Below are 15,271 nucleotides of genomic sequence, written 5' to 3'. Positions count from 1 at the left end.
AGTATTTGGATTGTCACTGCTTGCTCCAAAGTTAACATGTTGAGCAGTCCAAAAAGACCACTATATTAACCAAGGGGGTCAATTTTCAAATGCTGTTGGGGGGTCATTTTTACATTGCCGCTAACATAGCAGAGATTTTGAGTAATGACTGTGATCCAGAAGTTAGAAAAGCATGTGTTGCAGTGGATGAAGATTTTGCAAAAATGCTAGTCACAGATGATGATATAGAAATTCGTAAAGCTTGTGCTCAATATTATTCTGGTGCTATTCAACTGATGGCGGATGAAGAACCTGAAGTTAGAAAAGTTTGTGCTGAACATTACCAATGCGCTTTAGGGTTGATAAATGACAGTGTTGAAGAGGTGAGAGAGGTTGCTAGATTGACTATCGACAGTAATAGAAACCTTGAATTCTCGTTTGATTAAAAAATAGCCATTTGGTGTGGATTTAAAAATAAGGATACAATTGAGGATATAATAAAAATTATTTTTAAAAAAATACATATAAAACAGAAATTTACTTAATATGTTCGATCTCCGCTGAGCGCACCAAATTAGTATATAAGCATTGAACTGTAATATAAAAAATAGTTGAAAAGTATATAAAAAATTAAGATAAACATTCGATCTTATTTGCCATAGCCTGATCACGTTTTTCAGCATATAAAACTCACATATTTTAAAACTGAAAAATCTGAGGGCAGCTTCGTGGGCTATATCGTTAAACTCATTCCAGAAAACTTATATTTTGTTCCGCATGATAATGAAATTGGTACCACGGAATTTCGCAGTAAAGCCGTCGCAGAAGGTTTGTTCTACGATTATGCTGAAGCAACAGCAATGGTAAAGCTATACAATAAAGATATGCTGCAAGATGTTGATTATGAAATTGAGTTAATTGAATAATCGTCGACTTCTTATTATTTGAAAGTATCGCCAAGTTATGCAGAAGCTAATCGCAAAGCTGGAGCTTTTAACCGCATAAAATTATGCCGTAACTGAAAATTAAATCAATTGAAATTTTGCTGTGTGAATGTGTTGAAATGTAGTGGGCTATTGCAGCAAAAAATAAGTTTCACTATATTAAAACTACAGTAGGTCATTCAATGTAATAGACGCTACGATGCAGTTGGACGGATCAATGACAGCTCGTTGAGTTTGTAACTCTTGTTCAAACAATAAAATCAGCACTAGCCTTCCAACATAAAAAAACTCGCAGCAATGCGAGTTTTTTCTGTGCTAGAATGAAAAACAAGCAAATTTACTGTGGTTTTGTAAGTTGTAAATAAAATTTTAAAAAATATGTGTTTGAATTTGTTAGATAATTTAAATTTAGATTAAAAAAATACTACATTGTCAAACAATCTAACAACTCACTTTTTTAAAAAATTTATAAGCTATGGTATAAAAAATTTCCGTCAAGAAAAAGGGAACAACAATGACGCAAATCATCGATATTAAAGTTAAAGACCAGTTTAGCCATATTTACGAAGCAAAAGCATTGCTACGTAATATCCCAGAAACTTCATTGGCAGCGGGTTTGGCACTATTTCACAAAATTGAACACATTATTGTGGAAGGTGAAGTGATTTTACCAAGCATCGAACTTTTGTTTGAAAGCCGCGAGTCTGATAGTATTTTCCGTGTGTTGGAGTAAATATTTGTGAGACTACTTTATTTTTAGAAAAGCTCATTTCGATGAGCTTTTTTGTGCGCAGGATTTTTAAAGCACACGTAAATAAAGTGCTCATTAAGTGTAAAACATATCGCTTTAAACCGTCTGATCTTCTACAAGTTGGATATTTACATCGTATTTATCAAACTCTTGAATAATTTTTTGAATGACCGCTTGCCCAATGTCATCATCGGGTTGAAAACTCAACTCTTGATTGGTTTGACTATCAAAACATTCAATTTGCAAGATTTGCCAGAGCTGGGCATCTGTACTTTGTTGAATCACTATGCGTCGCGGTTGTAAATGTGCTGAAATTTGACGCGGCAACACATTGGTAATCGCTAACTGTATTTGGCTTTCCTGATCTTTTGGGCTTAAAAAGGTAATCACCCAATTGCCAACTTTACTGAGTTGCATTGGATTGTCATAAGCATCAAACGCTAAAAAAAATGCATGATTCATCATGACCCTGTGCCTCAACAATTCTGGAAAATACTATATCGCTGATTTTTATGAGTCGGGGCTATGCCGCTAAAGTCTTAGCTTTTATAGGAATAATGGATCTAAGGTTTATATGTGTTTTTAAGGTGTTGAAAAGTAATAAAAATAAATTAATCCATATGTCCCTGAGCATGGTTTTAATTGTTAAAAAGACTTAAAACTAAGTAAAAAAATCTAAGCTTTAAGTCGGATTAAGCTTTTGCAGAGAGTGGTTGATTTGCTGCAAAATCTGATTGAGTGCTTTCGGTGGTAAACGAGTTTCTTGCAAAGAGGTAATCCATTGCATTTGGCAGAGTTTTAAGCTGCGAATATCCTGAGCTTGTAAAATTCGCTGAATCAGTTGTTTTGCCATTAATCCACAATGACGCTGCAAAGTATCCATCATTAGAAATTTTACATCTTCAAAACTCAAAGCGGTAATTTCAGGCTGTATTTCTGCTTGGGGTTCAGGTTGTTCAGCGGGCTGTTCTGTATTGATGGCAGCTGCAACACGTGCTTCTAAATATGCAGGAACTGAATTTACTTGAAGATGTTGGGTGTGGATTGGTTCTGCCAAACTTTCAGCATGCGCTTGCGGGGTGCTGCTTGCAAGTTGGCTATGAATTTCTGTGTGTAAAGTGGTAGATGATGGCTCTTGCTCTTGTTGCAGCAGAATGTTAGCCGTTTGCTCTTGGTGTTGCAAAGTGTCTTGCTCAAGCGCAGCAGGGGCAATCAGGTGCATATCTAATAGCTGTTCAATCAATTCAGGTGGTGCAAGACGTTGCTTGAACTGATCTCCGAGTAAATCAAAATCTTCAGTACCAATCAGTACCAATAAACGACGTTGACGTGCATTTAAATCACGTGTGCGCTGTTGTAATGCATCTAGACCGAGTTGAGTTTTTTGATAATTAAACATGAGCCTTAATTTATTTCCCCAATAAATTAAGGCAAAGCATAGACTTTGAAAATTACAATAATATGAATAATTTATGACAGGTAAATGCAATAAGATTCACTTGAAACATTTATAAAGTCAAAATGCTGGTATTTTCGAGCGCCTTGCGTAAGTAAGGATCTAAATCTTCTTGTCTTAATAACCATTGCACATAATCGGCAGGAAGGTCGGCAATTGCCGTACCACGATGTTTACCAAAATTGATAATTTGTGGAATACGTGCTTCTTCTGAGGCGATATAGAGTTCTTCAATACTTTGAATTTGTAGTTGATGAACTTCATGCATCAAAATATTGGCCGTTAAAATAATATCCATATCGGCACGATGCGCTTTTTTAATCATGTCACGCGCTTTTTCGCTGCCTTTGGTAATCATATAAATTAAAGCTGAAATATTGTGTGCTTCGGCGTTTGGCCATACGCGACGTGCAAGTGCCAAAGTGCAAATGGCTTTAATTTTAGAAGTATCCACACCACATTTTTCTAAAGCGCGAATATCGTAATCAATATTATGCCCAATGATATAGGTGGTTTCGGCAGGTAATTCAAAACTGCTGTAATGCGGTTGATCAATTAAATCCGATTCTAAAATATGATGCACCGCCATCGCTGCGAATGAAATAGGCTCATCAACTTGATACAACTGATCGAAAATTTTACTTTTATCTAGACTGATTTTGCCATCTTGAATTTGAATGGGGGCGTAGGCAATCTCAATGGGTTGTCCATTTAAAGTATGGGTTTCTGTGTCGAGAATAATAGCCTGCATGTCCTGATTCGCTTGCGTCATTCAATAAAAATGCAATCTAACATTAGCCGCTGCGTATGACAAATTGAATTGAAATTTAATAGACAACTGTATATGTGATCAATTTACTGATTTTTAACGTAAGTATTTAATTTTAAATAAAATACACTTGCATATTAATTATCCAAATCTTGCCTAATACGGTAAAGAAGCGTACAAATAAAGATTGCGAAGGATGCAATCAATAAGAATATGAAGATAAGGGTAAACAAATGAAAAAAATATGGTTAAGTGTGGCTTTGGTCAGTAGCAGTTTGTTTTTAACCGCCTGTAATGATGATCATGACGATACTAGCGTTGTAGTAATTGATGATGGTATTCCGAAACATAGTATTATCAATCCTTTGGTGCTTACACCTAAAGCTTATGATGCGTCAGATATGTCAGCAACAGCAGCGGAAAGTGTCATAATGACCTACAAAATGTTAGGGGTAAATGGAAATGAAGTACAAGCGACTTCTTTGTTATTTACACCTAAAACAGCACCACCAATCACGGGTTGGCCTATTGTGGTTTGGGCTCATGGCACGACAGGTGTGGCAGATGATTGTGCACCGAGTAAAGCACCTTTAAATATGTATATTAAGGGGATGATTGATCAATTACTGGCAGCAGGTTATGTCGTGGTCGCCCCAGACTATGAGGGTTTAGGTGAGCCAAGTGAAAATGAAGCCCATCCTTTCTTAAACTTGCAGAGTGCTGCATTTTCTATTACAGACGCGGTGGTTGCAGCACGTAATTATTTGGGTAATCAAGCCGCCAAACAATGGATGACTGTAGGACATTCGCAAGGTGGACATGCTGCTTTAGGTGCTGCGCAGTATGCTTCACGTGCTCAGTTAGATTATAAAGGTACGATTGCGATAGCACCTGCTTCTAATTTAGCTGCGATTTTGACAGTGGGAGAACAGCGAGCAGCTCAATTAACAAATTTAGAAGAAAAAATTAATACTTTAGCTATGCTGGATACTTATACAGCACTGATTACGGCGGGGCTAAAAAATAAAAATCCTAGTCTAGGCTATCAGCAAGTGTTTAAATCTCCAACTGATGGGATTGCAGCACTTGCAGACACGGAATGTTCAGATGTTTTAGGTGCAACACTAGGGGCAGCAATGGGGCAATATGCTGCAGGAAATAAGTGGAGTATCGATGGATATCCGCGGACGCAACCGAATTTCTTAAGCTTGCCAGATGTGAGTCAATTTTTATCGAAAGATTCGCAACCATTACAAGTCAAAGTTAATCAGCCAGTTATTATTTACCAAGGTGGGGCTGATGCGGTAGTACCTAAAGATGCAACAGATTTATTATTGAGTGGTCCAGCAGCTAAGCAATCGAATATTCAATACCATGTAGATATGACTTGGAACCATAGTACTGTGTATGTGAATAATATGGATGAGATTGTTAAAGATGTGCAATCGTTAATGCCTATTCAATAAGTCATTGAATTACGATAAAGATTGATTTGACCTGAAATAGCTCGTGTTTTATCTGAAACATGAGCTATTTTTATGTAAAACTGAGCAAAGTTCATTCTCTCAGTTCACAAACTTTATGCTACAATACGCGCCAATCTTAGCACGGCTTAAAAGCCCTAAATTAATAGGACCTCGCTAATGTTTGCCAATATTTCTATTGCCGAATTTGATCCAGAATTAGCTCAAGCGATCACCAATGAAGATGCGCGCCAAGAAGCTCATATTGAGTTAATTGCTTCTGAAAACTACTGCTCACCTGCAGTAATGGAAGCTCAAGGTTCAAAACTTACCAATAAATATGCAGAAGGCTACCCAGGCAAACGCTACTACGGCGGTTGCGAATACGTAGATATTATTGAACAACTGGCGATTGACCGTGCTAAAGAACTCTTTGGTGCAGATTATGCTAACGTTCAACCACACGCTGGTTCACAAGCAAACTCTGCAGTTTACTTAGCTTTACTTAACCCAGGCGATACTGTGTTAGGTATGAGCTTGGCACATGGCGGTCACTTGACTCACGGTGCAAAAGTAAGTTTCTCTGGTAAAACATATAATGCTATTCAATATGGTTTAAACCCAGAAACTGGCGAAATTGATTACGAAGAAGTTGAGCGTTTAGCGCTTGAACACAAACCACGCATGATTGTTGCGGGTTTCTCTGCGTATAGCCAAATTGTAGATTGGCAGCGTTTCCGCGACATCGCAGACAAAGTTGGTGCTTATTTATTTGTAGATATGGCACACGTAGCAGGTCTAGTGGCTGCTGGTGTATATCCGAACCCTGTGCAAATTGCTGACGTAACGACTACTACTACACACAAAACATTGCGTGGTCCACGTTCTGGTCTAATTCTTGCGAAAGCAAACGAAGAGATCGAGAAAAAATTACAATCTGCTGTGTTCCCTGGTAACCAAGGTGGTCCATTGGTACACGCAGTTGCAGCAAAAGCAATTTGTTTTAAAGAAGCAATGGCGCCTGAATACAAAGCGTATCAACAACAAGTTGTTAAAAATGCGCAAGCGATGGCTGAAGTTCTTATTGAACGTGGTTATGATGTAGTATCTGGTGGTACGAAAAACCACTTGTTCTTGCTTTCTTTAATCAAGCAAGATATTACAGGTAAAGATGCAGATGCATGGTTAGGTGCTGCGCACATTACTGTAAACAAAAACTCTGTACCGAACGATCCACGTTCTCCATTTGTAACTTCTGGTATCCGTATCGGTACTCCAGCGGTAACTACACGTGGTTTTGGTGAAGCAGAAGTACGTGATCTTGCAGGTTGGATTGCAGACATTCTTGACAGCAAAGGTGACGAAGCTGTAATTAATACTGTAAAAGCAAAAGTTGAAGCTGTTTGCGCGAAATTCCCAGTTTACGCAAAATAAGCATAGCCTTGAGAAAAGCCCCTCAAGGGGGCTTTTTTTATGGATGTAAAAAATTGATTTTTCGTTCAATAAGCTGAATTTCTGTTATAACTTAAGCGTATTGAATATGATTGTAGGCAAGCTGATGATGACAGTATTGTCGGAATGACAGGAATAAAAGTAAATGATTAGACCAAAGATTATTATTTCAGAACAAGATTTGCACCGTTTGGAAACGATGCTTGAGCATCAACCGAAATTGACGCCAACGATGCAACATCTAGAAGATGAATTGGCACGTGCTGAAGTGGTTGCGCCACAAGATGTACCGAATAATGTGGTGAGCATGAATGCCCGCGCATTGATTACCATTGCACCTGCAAAAGAACCGACTGAAATTACCTTGGTTTATCCGCATGACTTTAAAGGTGAGAAAGGGCAGGTGAATGTGGTTGCACCTGTCGGGACTGCCATTTTAGGTTTAGCTGAAGGTCAGGAAATTGAATGGCCACAGCCCGATGGTCATATGATGAAAGTCAAAATTGAGAAGATTTTGTATCAGCCAGAGCGTGAAGGCGATTATTTATAATCTGTTTATCATCCTGCGTTAGGAACATTGAAAGCCATGTTGATCATGGCTTTTTTATGCACTGGTGTTTTGAATCAGGCATCTTGTGACTGATGTTATGCGAATCTATAAAAAAGCATTTAAGCAGATCGAAATAAAAAATTGCAAAATATTACATGACCTTAGCCGAAAAACACGTACTATAAAATCATGTAAAGAGGGTTGTGATGGTCTATGGCTCAGTTTGAAGTGTTACTGCCTTTGCAAGAGATTACGGTGGATCGTGCAGAGCTTTTGGCGATTCAACGCAATGATTTAGTTCCGTTGTTGAATGATCAATATCGTCTAAATCATTATGCAGATCAGGTGATTCAAGCGCAGTCAGTTTTATTGGATGGGGTGGATCCACATTTAACTCAGCAATTGAGTGTGACCATTGAGCAGTTGATTCAGGCGCTTGGCAAATCTAAAAAAGTGTTAAAGCAACGTAAGTTTAATGCACTACAAAAGTGGCTAGGCATAGATTTGGAATATGGCGCGGGGCAAGTGCAATATTATAAAAACCTAGATCATTTATTAGGACAAGCAGATCGTTTAAGCCAAAAGCTGCAAATCGAAATTCAGAAATCACAATCACGTTTTCAGCAGTTGGTTGGTTTGCGTGAGCAAATGGCGAAATACATTCAAGCTGCCGATGAGTTTTTAGTGGAATATCCACGATTTGTGCGCAATCAGCATCCTTTGGATAATTTTAGCGAACGACTGGCCAAGAAAATTTATAGTTTAAAGACTTTGCAAAGTAGTAATGATATTGCGATTACTCAAATGCAACTTTCACAGCAACTCTCTTTTAGTTTGTTAGATCGCTTTAAAGAAGCGCAGCAGGTACTCATTCCTGCATGGCAATATCATGTCAAACAAAGTCAGCAAAGTGGCTCACACAGTCAGCTAGAAAAGCTGGATCAAAGTCGTGAGCATTTAATTAAGACATTAAGAAAATCCTTAGAAAAACCTGCGCAATCATAAGGCATGGTTTTGATTAGATAGAGGCGAAATATGACAACTTCTGAACAACGCAACGTCGCTGTGCAAGTGAGTGATGAACAGACTCAGCAACAATTTCAGCAACTCAATTTGCAGGAAATTGGCTTACAGCCTGATGACTTTCAGGAGGTGCTGGCTGCGCGTAAAGAATTAAGCGATCTTAGCCATCATTCGGTTGCAGAATATGGCAAAAATATCGCCACTAAAACGTCAAGTTATACCGATGAGCTTTTAGGTTTGGTGCAAAATAAGGATTTGGATGTCACAGGGCAAAAGCTGAATCAGGTGGTGCAGGTTGCACAGCAGTTAAATACCAACAGTATTTTAAATCCAAACAAAAGCAGTGGCTTTTTGGGTGGTTTATTCAATAAGTTAAAAGGCGCTAAACAAAGTTTTGATCAAAACTTTAACAGCACCAAAGCGCAAATTGATAGTCTGGTCACAGAAATTGAAAGCTCACAAAATGGTTTAAAAAACCGTGTAGATACACTGGATAAAATGTTTCATGGTGTGCAAGATGAATATAAACAATTGGGGATTTATATTGCAGCAGGTAAGTTAAAACAGCAGGAAATTCAGCAGCAAATTTCTGAATTTTCCGCGCAGCCGCAGGATCAGACCACGACTCAAAAAATTTATGATCTCAATCATCTTGCTAATAATTTAGAAAAGCGGGTGAGTGATTTGCAGGTGTTGCAACAATCTGCCATGCAAACTTTGCCGATGATTCGGATTATCCAGTCCAATAATTTAATGTTGGTCGATAAATTTTATGCGATTAAAAACATTACCTTACCTGCGTGGAAAAACCAGATTAGTTTGGCGATTTCTTTAAATGAGCAGAAAAACAGTGTGCAACTGGCCAACAGTATTGATGATGCCACTAATGAATTGCTGCGCCGTAATGCAGATTTATTGCATCAAAACTCGGTTGATACTGCCAAAGCCAATCAGCGTTCGGTGATTGATATTGAAACCCTTGAACACGTACAAAATACCCTCATTAAAACAGTGAACGATGTGATCCAGGTACAAAAAGAAGGCATGCAAAAACGTGCAGAAGCGACTACGCGTTTGCGAGCCTTACAGGAGAATCTGAATCAATTGGTGATTGGTTCAAGTCAACAGTCTGGTCAATAAATGCATTTTGACAATGACTTCATTTAATCTGAAATTTACCTGATAAGGAGTCGGATTTGCCCCCACTTGATGAATATGCCATTCAGCCACAGCAGCTAAAAACAGGTGTTGTGGCATTACAGCAGCGTCAAAAAAAGCTCAGTTTTTTGGCTGTGCTGTCTATGACGGTGGTGCTTATATCGGCAATTGGCTTTTTTATTCAGCAAGATGTGATTTATAGCTTCTTTGGTTTAAGCACTGAAGTTCAGCAATTACACATGCCTGCAAGTGTCGATGCGACTTTGGCAAATTTAGGGCAGCAACCTGATTATTTTTTCAGTTTGTTGAACTGGTTGGGTTGGTTGATTTTAAAACTGTCGGTGTCATTTATTGGTGCATTCGTTCTAGTTCATCTACTCAAGAAAATTCGTTTTTTTTATATTCGCTTTCAGTCCTTTGTCTTGAAATTTGTAGCTTGGTTGCTGAGTTTTATCTTACTATGGTCGGCATTGAGTTATGTTCAGCATGACCGACAAGATGATACACAGCAGGTATATGCCAAAATTGTGCATTATGAAAAGCACATTCAAGAAAGTGAATTGGCGCGTTATTTACAAAATGCAGACATGGCAACGCCTGTTAAAGCCTATTTGTTGGCGCAAACGGCATTGATGCATCATCCCGCAGATAAAGATGCAGCCATTCCGCAAGTGTTGACCTTGGTCAAAGCAGAGCAGCAAGATCCGCAATTTTTACATTATGGATTTAAACCTGAACAATTATGGACGATGCAGCAGCAAGTTTATGGCAAAGCTTTAACGCCTATGGCGCAAAGCGTACATAAGCAAGTGCAGCAAGCACAGCAATTAAATACGCTGGTTTATTATATGAATCTCGCGGTTATGGCGCTTATGTTAATACTGTCTGCGGTACTCTGGTTTTTATCGCGACATTTACAGCAGCGTATTCTGCGGATTCAACAACAACTTGAATAAAAAATGATTAGGCTCAATTGCTTAAGGCAGACATTCAGTTTTTATGTTAATGTCTAAATTGAATAGCTTTAGGTATTTTAAATGAAATAGTAAGCTTGAAACTCACTATCATTTAAAAAAACGATCATAAATATAAAAATAAACCGTTTCCCCTATGTAACTATTTTTCGTAAGATGACATCAACAAATAAATTTACTCCCTTGGAGACGTTAGCCATGTTAGACCAAAATACTTCTACACAACTTAAAACTTTATTAGAACGTCTTGAAAGCCCAATCGAGCTTGTCGCGACTTTAGATGGTTCTGATAAATCTGCCAAAATTAAAGAATTGGTTGAAGAAATTGCAGCACTTTCGCCACAAGTTACTGCACGTTTTGACGGTAACAACGCACGTGCACCAAGTTTTGGGATTGCAAAAGTAGGTGAGCAACCGCGCGTATTCTTCGCAGGTTTACCAATGGGGCACGAGTTCACTTCATTAATTTTGGCTTTATTGCAAACTTCTGGTTATGCACCAAAAGTATCGGATGAAGTATTAACGCAAATCAAAGAATTGAATCTTTCATCTCACTTTGATGTGTTTGTATCGTTGAGCTGCCACAACTGTCCAGATGTAGTACAAGCTTTGAACCTCATTGCGATTTACAACCCTGGCACAACAGCAACCATGATTGATGGTGCATTCTTCCAAGAAGAAGTTGAGCAGCGCAAAATTATGGCTGTGCCGATGGTATTCCAAGATGGCAACCACATTGGTCAAGGTCGTATGACTTTGGAAGAAATTGTAGCTAAATTAGATACAGATTCTGCGAGCAAAGATGCAGCGAAACTGAATGCCAAAGAGGCGTTTGATGTCTTGGTAATTGGTGGCGGCCCTGCAGGGAATACATCTGCAATCTATGCAGCACGTAAAGGTATTCGTACAGGTATTGTGGCTGAGCGGATGGGCGGTCAGGTGATGGATACCATGGATATTGAAAACTTCACTTCTATCCAAAAAACACAAGGTCCAAAGTTTGCGGCAGAAATGGAAGCGCATGTGCGTGAATACGATGTCGATATTATGAATCTACAAAAAGTATCTGCCATTAAAGGTGCTGATGAAACTGCCAATGGTTTGGTCGAAGTGACTTTGGAAAATGGCGCAACACTTGAATCGAAAACGGTGATCTTGTCTACAGGTGCACGTTGGAGAGAGATGAATGTACCTGGTGAAGCAGAATACCGTACCCGCGGCGTGGCATACTGCCCACACTGTGATGGCCCGTTGTTTAAAGGCAAACGTGTTGCAGTGATTGGTGGTGGTAACTCAGGTGTAGAAGCAGCGATTGACCTTGCAGGGATTGTAGAGCATGTGACTTTGGTAGAGTTTGATACTAAATTACGTGCAGACCAAGTCTTGCAAAACAAATTGAACAGCTTGCCAAATACTACTGTAATTACCAATGCATTATCGACTGAGGTGATTGGTGATGGCGCACAAGTGACTGCGTTGAAATATAAAGACCGTGCGACAGATGTTGAGCATACTGTTGAACTTGCAGGAATTTTCGTACAAATTGGTTTATTACCAAATACGGACTTCTTAAAAGAGTCAAAAGTAGAGCTGACGAATCGTGGTGAGATTGTGATAAATGAGCGCAATGAAACCAATGTAAAAGGTGTATTTGCGGCAGGTGACTGTACAACTGTACCGTACAAGCAAATCATCATTGCAACAGGTGAAGGCGCGAAAGCATCACTTTCAGCATTTGATTACATCATCCGTTCAGGTCAATAAGTCTGAACGAATACATCTGAATACGCGGATTAACCATCCTTAAATTGTATTCGCTAAAAAGATAGCGCCTGAGTTCCCCAATACTCAGGCGCTATGTTCAGTAAAGTGCGTTATCGCACAGTATTAAAAGTTTATTTATTCTATTTTTGGTTTTAAGAACTGAGTCGGCTAACAACTCAGTTCTTTTTTTATTTTTAACATCCAGTTTGATTTACAGCAGTTAGATTCATTTCAGTCTAATTAGCCTTATTATTTTGTCCAAATAAATTCAACTGATTAAACTTTTCCTGTAGCTGCTCTTTGGTTTCGACATGCTCAGGATGCGGAATAATACATTCAATTGGGCAGACTGAAACGCAGGTTTGATAGTCATAAAACCCAACACATTCTGTGCAACGCGCCACATCAATTTCATACACCTTTTCACCCTCATAAATTGCTTCATTCGGGCATTCGGGTAAGCACATATCGCAATTGATGCATTGGTCGGTAATCAGGAGTGCCATCGCAATACTCGCTTAGTTTATTGCCACTTAGTTGGCTTGATAAGCCAACGATGAGGCAGAAATATCTGCAGTCGAATTTGGTAAGTTGCGAATCAGCAGGGCATAACGCATATCGACATCTGCAGGTATAGGGATTTCTACAATATGCCCTGAACCTTTGGCATCTTCAATCAGATTGCCTTTTTTATCTTTAATTTCAGTTAAAGTGAAATAGATATTGCCTTGTGGCGTCATCAATTCTAGAGAATCGCCCACTACAAAACGGTTTTTTACATCAATTTTAATGTAGTCACCATTACGTTCTAAGACTTCACCACAAAATTGCTGATGATCAAAACTTGATGAACCTGTTTCGTAGTTTTGGTATTCGCTGTGCACATGACGACGCAAGAAACCTTCGGTATAACCACGGTTAGCTAGGCCTTCTAATTGAGTCATTAATGCAGGGTCAAATGGTTTGCCTGCAAGTGCATCATCAATGGCTTTACGGTAAATTTGTGCAGTACGTGCGCAGTAGAAATAAGATTTGGTGCGACCTTCAATTTTTAGTGAATGGATGCCCATTTTAGTTAAACGGTCAACGTGCTGCACTGCACGTAAATCTTTAGAATTCATAAAGTAAGTGCCGTGTTCATCTTCTTCGGCAGCAAACATATCTTCGTCATTACGTTGTAATAACACAGGCTCGTTAAATTGATGCTGTGCCTGCATGTGTTGTTCATCTGCATCGGCAGTTTCAGAAAGATTTTTGACAGGAATTACGTCACCTGTTTCATCTTCTTTTGCATCGTGAATTTTATATTCCCAACGGCAGGCATTGGTACATGCGCCTTGGTTGGCATCACGTTTATTCATATAGCCTGAAAGCATGCAACGACCTGAATAGGCCATGCACAGCGCACCATGCACAAATACTTCAATTTCCATGCCAGGCACGTTGTTTTTAATTTCTTCAATTTCATCAATCGACAATTCACGCGAAAGAATGACACGGGTTAAACCCATATTTTGCCAGAATTTCACCGTTGCCCAGTTCACCGCATTGGCTTGTACCGATAAATGTACAGGCATGTCGGGGAAATTTTCACGCACCATCATAATCAGACCTGGGTCAGACATGATCAGCGCATCGGGTTGCATGGCAACCACAGGTTCTAGGTCACGAATAAAGTTTTTGAGTTTGCTGTTATGCGGTTGGATGTTCACCACCACATAAAACTTTTTGCCTAATTCATGTGCTTCTTGAATACCAATTGCTAAGTTTTCATGATCAAATTCGTTATTACGCACGCGCAAACTGTAACGCGGCTGACCTGCATAGACTGCATCTGCACCATAAGCAAAGGCATAGCGCATGTTTTTTAAAGAACCAGCAGGAGAGAGAAGTTCGGTGACGTGGGAAATGGTCATGATCAAAAAGCAATAGCAGAAATATGGCTTTATTGTATGAATCTAAATTTAGGATTCAACCTAGTAAATAGCTCGGGATTCAGAAGAAAACTTGTGCTGAAACGCTGGGGCTAATCTTGATATAGAAAGTTCCTCATCCTGAGCTATACAAAACGCACGAGAAGGGACTTTCAATACCAATTTGACAGATTGCTTATAATCAATTTCTGATGGATGAAAGCGTGTTAACGTACACGTTGCCCATGTTTATCAATCACCACTTCACCATCTTCTTTGCTGAAGCTTTTTAATTGTGGTTGAGTGAGCAAGTCTAAGACCAGTTCAGAAGGGCGGCACAGTTTCACACCTAACTCGGTCACGACAAATGGACGATTAATTAAAATCGGATGCTCGACCATCAATGCAATTAATTCCGCATCGCTGTGTGAGCTACCTTCAAGTTGCAACTGTTCGTATGGTTCTACATTTTTGCGGATTGCATCGCGCACGCTTAAACCTGCTTGTTGAATCATGCTAGTAAGTTCAGCTTGTGTAGGTGGGGTTTTTAAATATTCAATAATTTCAGGTTCTTGTCCTGTATTACGAATTAATTCTAAAGTATTGCGTGACGTTCCACAGGCAGGGTTATGAAAAATTTTGATGCTGTTGCTCATGCGTAGTGACTCGTTTTAGGTCGATAAAATTTCAATATTGCATTTATATATGGATATGCGTATATTCGCAATAGTTAATATTGAAGTGCAGATAAAAAATGAATCAAACTGATTTTTTTAAATGTTTGTCAGACCCAACCCGACTGGACATTCTGAAATTGGTGATGGCTCAACACAATATTTGTGTATGCGAATTGACAGAACAATTGCAGTTAAATCAACCGAAAATATCACGTCATTTGGCGTTGTTACGGAATTTATCTATTTTGCTAGATCAACGTCAGGGGCAGTGGGTGTATTACCGTTTGAACCCAGATTTACCCGAATGGGCGTTTGCTGTTTTAAATATTATCGCGCAGCAAGATGTCAGCCCGATGACGCACATCAACCCTACAATTTCAACACATTGCGAGTAAGCA

The 15,271-nt window shown here is 39.1% G+C and carries 17 protein-coding genes; 11 read left to right on the top strand and 6 right to left on the bottom strand.

The genetic code is table 11. The annotated features are described in order from the left end of the window. The first annotated feature begins 137 nt into the window (after positions 1–137). The 3 genes from FTV43_RS06870 to FTV43_RS06860 all read left to right on the top strand — a co-directional run bounded on the left by FTV43_RS06870 (position 138) and on the right by FTV43_RS06860 (position 1,656). Positions 138–425, top strand: coding sequence for a hypothetical protein (locus FTV43_RS06870; protein ID WP_179995171.1), 288 nt, complete (start codon positions 138–140; stop codon positions 423–425). Positions 426–707: 282 nt separating this feature from the next. After that, positions 708–905: a hypothetical protein gene (locus FTV43_RS06865; protein ID WP_004972905.1), complete on the top strand. Its 198-nt coding sequence runs from the start codon at positions 708–710 to the stop codon at positions 903–905. 532 nt (positions 906–1,437) lie between these two features. Next, positions 1,438–1,656, top strand: coding sequence for a hypothetical protein (locus FTV43_RS06860; protein WP_004972907.1), 219 nt, complete (start codon positions 1,438–1,440; stop codon positions 1,654–1,656). Positions 1,657–1,770: 114 nt separating this feature from the next. On the opposite strand, the gene FTV43_RS06855 is transcribed toward FTV43_RS06860, so the two are convergent. The 3 genes from FTV43_RS06855 to FTV43_RS06845 form a co-directional block, all read right to left on the bottom strand. Next, complete coding sequence (locus tag FTV43_RS06855; RefSeq protein ID WP_096902517.1) at positions 1,771–2,136, bottom strand: hypothetical protein; 366 nt, start codon at positions 2,134–2,136, stop codon at positions 1,771–1,773. 220 nt (positions 2,137–2,356) lie between these two features. Beyond that, on the bottom strand, positions 2,357–3,073 hold the full coding sequence (locus tag FTV43_RS06850) for a hypothetical protein (RefSeq protein ID WP_179988940.1): 717 nt from the start codon (positions 3,071–3,073) through the stop codon (positions 2,357–2,359). Positions 3,074–3,182: 109 nt separating this feature from the next. Then, positions 3,183–3,881, bottom strand: coding sequence for an exonuclease domain-containing protein (locus tag FTV43_RS06845; RefSeq protein WP_154321257.1), 699 nt, complete (start codon positions 3,879–3,881; stop codon positions 3,183–3,185). 251 nt (positions 3,882–4,132) lie between these two features. Between FTV43_RS06845 and FTV43_RS06840 the strand changes: the two genes are divergently transcribed. The 7 genes from FTV43_RS06840 (at position 4,133) to ahpF (ending at position 12,283) form a co-directional block, all read left to right on the top strand. Further along, complete coding sequence (locus FTV43_RS06840; protein WP_179995170.1) at positions 4,133–5,365, top strand: alpha/beta fold hydrolase; 1,233 nt, start codon at positions 4,133–4,135, stop codon at positions 5,363–5,365. Between the two features lie 177 nt (positions 5,366–5,542). Beyond that, complete coding sequence (glyA, locus tag FTV43_RS06835) at positions 5,543–6,796, top strand: serine hydroxymethyltransferase (protein ID WP_019836649.1); 1,254 nt, start codon at positions 5,543–5,545, stop codon at positions 6,794–6,796. A 163-nt stretch (positions 6,797–6,959) separates the two neighbouring features. Further along, positions 6,960–7,364 carry a nucleoside diphosphate kinase regulator gene (gene rnk, locus FTV43_RS06830; RefSeq protein WP_004972920.1) on the top strand — a complete coding sequence of 135 codons (405 nt, stop codon included), beginning with the start codon at positions 6,960–6,962 and terminating at the stop codon, positions 7,362–7,364. Positions 7,365–7,577: 213 nt separating this feature from the next. After that, complete coding sequence (locus tag FTV43_RS06825) at positions 7,578–8,369, top strand: hypothetical protein (protein ID WP_004972923.1); 792 nt, start codon at positions 7,578–7,580, stop codon at positions 8,367–8,369. 30 nt (positions 8,370–8,399) lie between these two features. Beyond that, on the top strand, positions 8,400–9,527 hold the full coding sequence (locus tag FTV43_RS06820; RefSeq protein ID WP_104852204.1) for a toxic anion resistance protein: 1,128 nt from the start codon (positions 8,400–8,402) through the stop codon (positions 9,525–9,527). 56 nt (positions 9,528–9,583) lie between these two features. Next, the gene (locus FTV43_RS06815; RefSeq protein ID WP_179995169.1) at positions 9,584–10,501 is read left to right on the top strand and encodes a hypothetical protein; all 918 of its coding nucleotides are present in this window, start codon (positions 9,584–9,586) and stop codon (positions 10,499–10,501) included. A gap of 216 nt (positions 10,502–10,717) precedes the next feature. After that, on the top strand, positions 10,718–12,283 hold the full coding sequence (gene ahpF / locus FTV43_RS06810) for an alkyl hydroperoxide reductase subunit F (RefSeq protein ID WP_096901839.1): 1,566 nt from the start codon (positions 10,718–10,720) through the stop codon (positions 12,281–12,283). 236 nt (positions 12,284–12,519) lie between these two features. On the opposite strand, the gene FTV43_RS06805 is transcribed toward ahpF, so the two are convergent. From FTV43_RS06805 to arsC, 3 genes are all read right to left on the bottom strand, one after another. Next, on the bottom strand, positions 12,520–12,789 hold the full coding sequence (locus FTV43_RS06805) for a YfhL family 4Fe-4S dicluster ferredoxin (protein ID WP_004972931.1): 270 nt from the start codon (positions 12,787–12,789) through the stop codon (positions 12,520–12,522). Between the two features lie 27 nt (positions 12,790–12,816). Then, positions 12,817–14,199 carry a tRNA 5-hydroxyuridine modification protein YegQ gene (gene yegQ, locus FTV43_RS06800; RefSeq protein ID WP_131261785.1) on the bottom strand — a complete coding sequence of 461 codons (1,383 nt, stop codon included), beginning with the start codon at positions 14,197–14,199 and terminating at the stop codon, positions 12,817–12,819. Between the two features lie 224 nt (positions 14,200–14,423). Further along, positions 14,424–14,852, bottom strand: coding sequence for an arsenate reductase (glutaredoxin) (gene arsC / locus FTV43_RS06795; RefSeq protein ID WP_167846112.1), 429 nt, complete (start codon positions 14,850–14,852; stop codon positions 14,424–14,426). A 98-nt stretch (positions 14,853–14,950) separates the two neighbouring features. Here arsC and FTV43_RS06790 point away from each other — a divergent pair, with 98 nt between their 5' ends. Then, entirely contained in the window at positions 14,951–15,268 is a 318-nt protein-coding gene (locus tag FTV43_RS06790; protein ID WP_179995168.1) for a metalloregulator ArsR/SmtB family transcription factor, read from the top strand. The last annotated feature ends 3 nt before the right edge of the window (positions 15,269–15,271 follow it).

Origin of the sequence: Acinetobacter sp. YH16053 (genome assembly GCF_013417035.1) — a bacterium.
In the GTDB taxonomy this organism is placed as follows: domain Bacteria; phylum Pseudomonadota; class Gammaproteobacteria; order Pseudomonadales; family Moraxellaceae; genus Acinetobacter; species Acinetobacter towneri.
The sequence above is the reverse complement of the archived record's forward strand: the minus strand, read 5'-3'. Positions and strand labels throughout refer to the sequence as shown.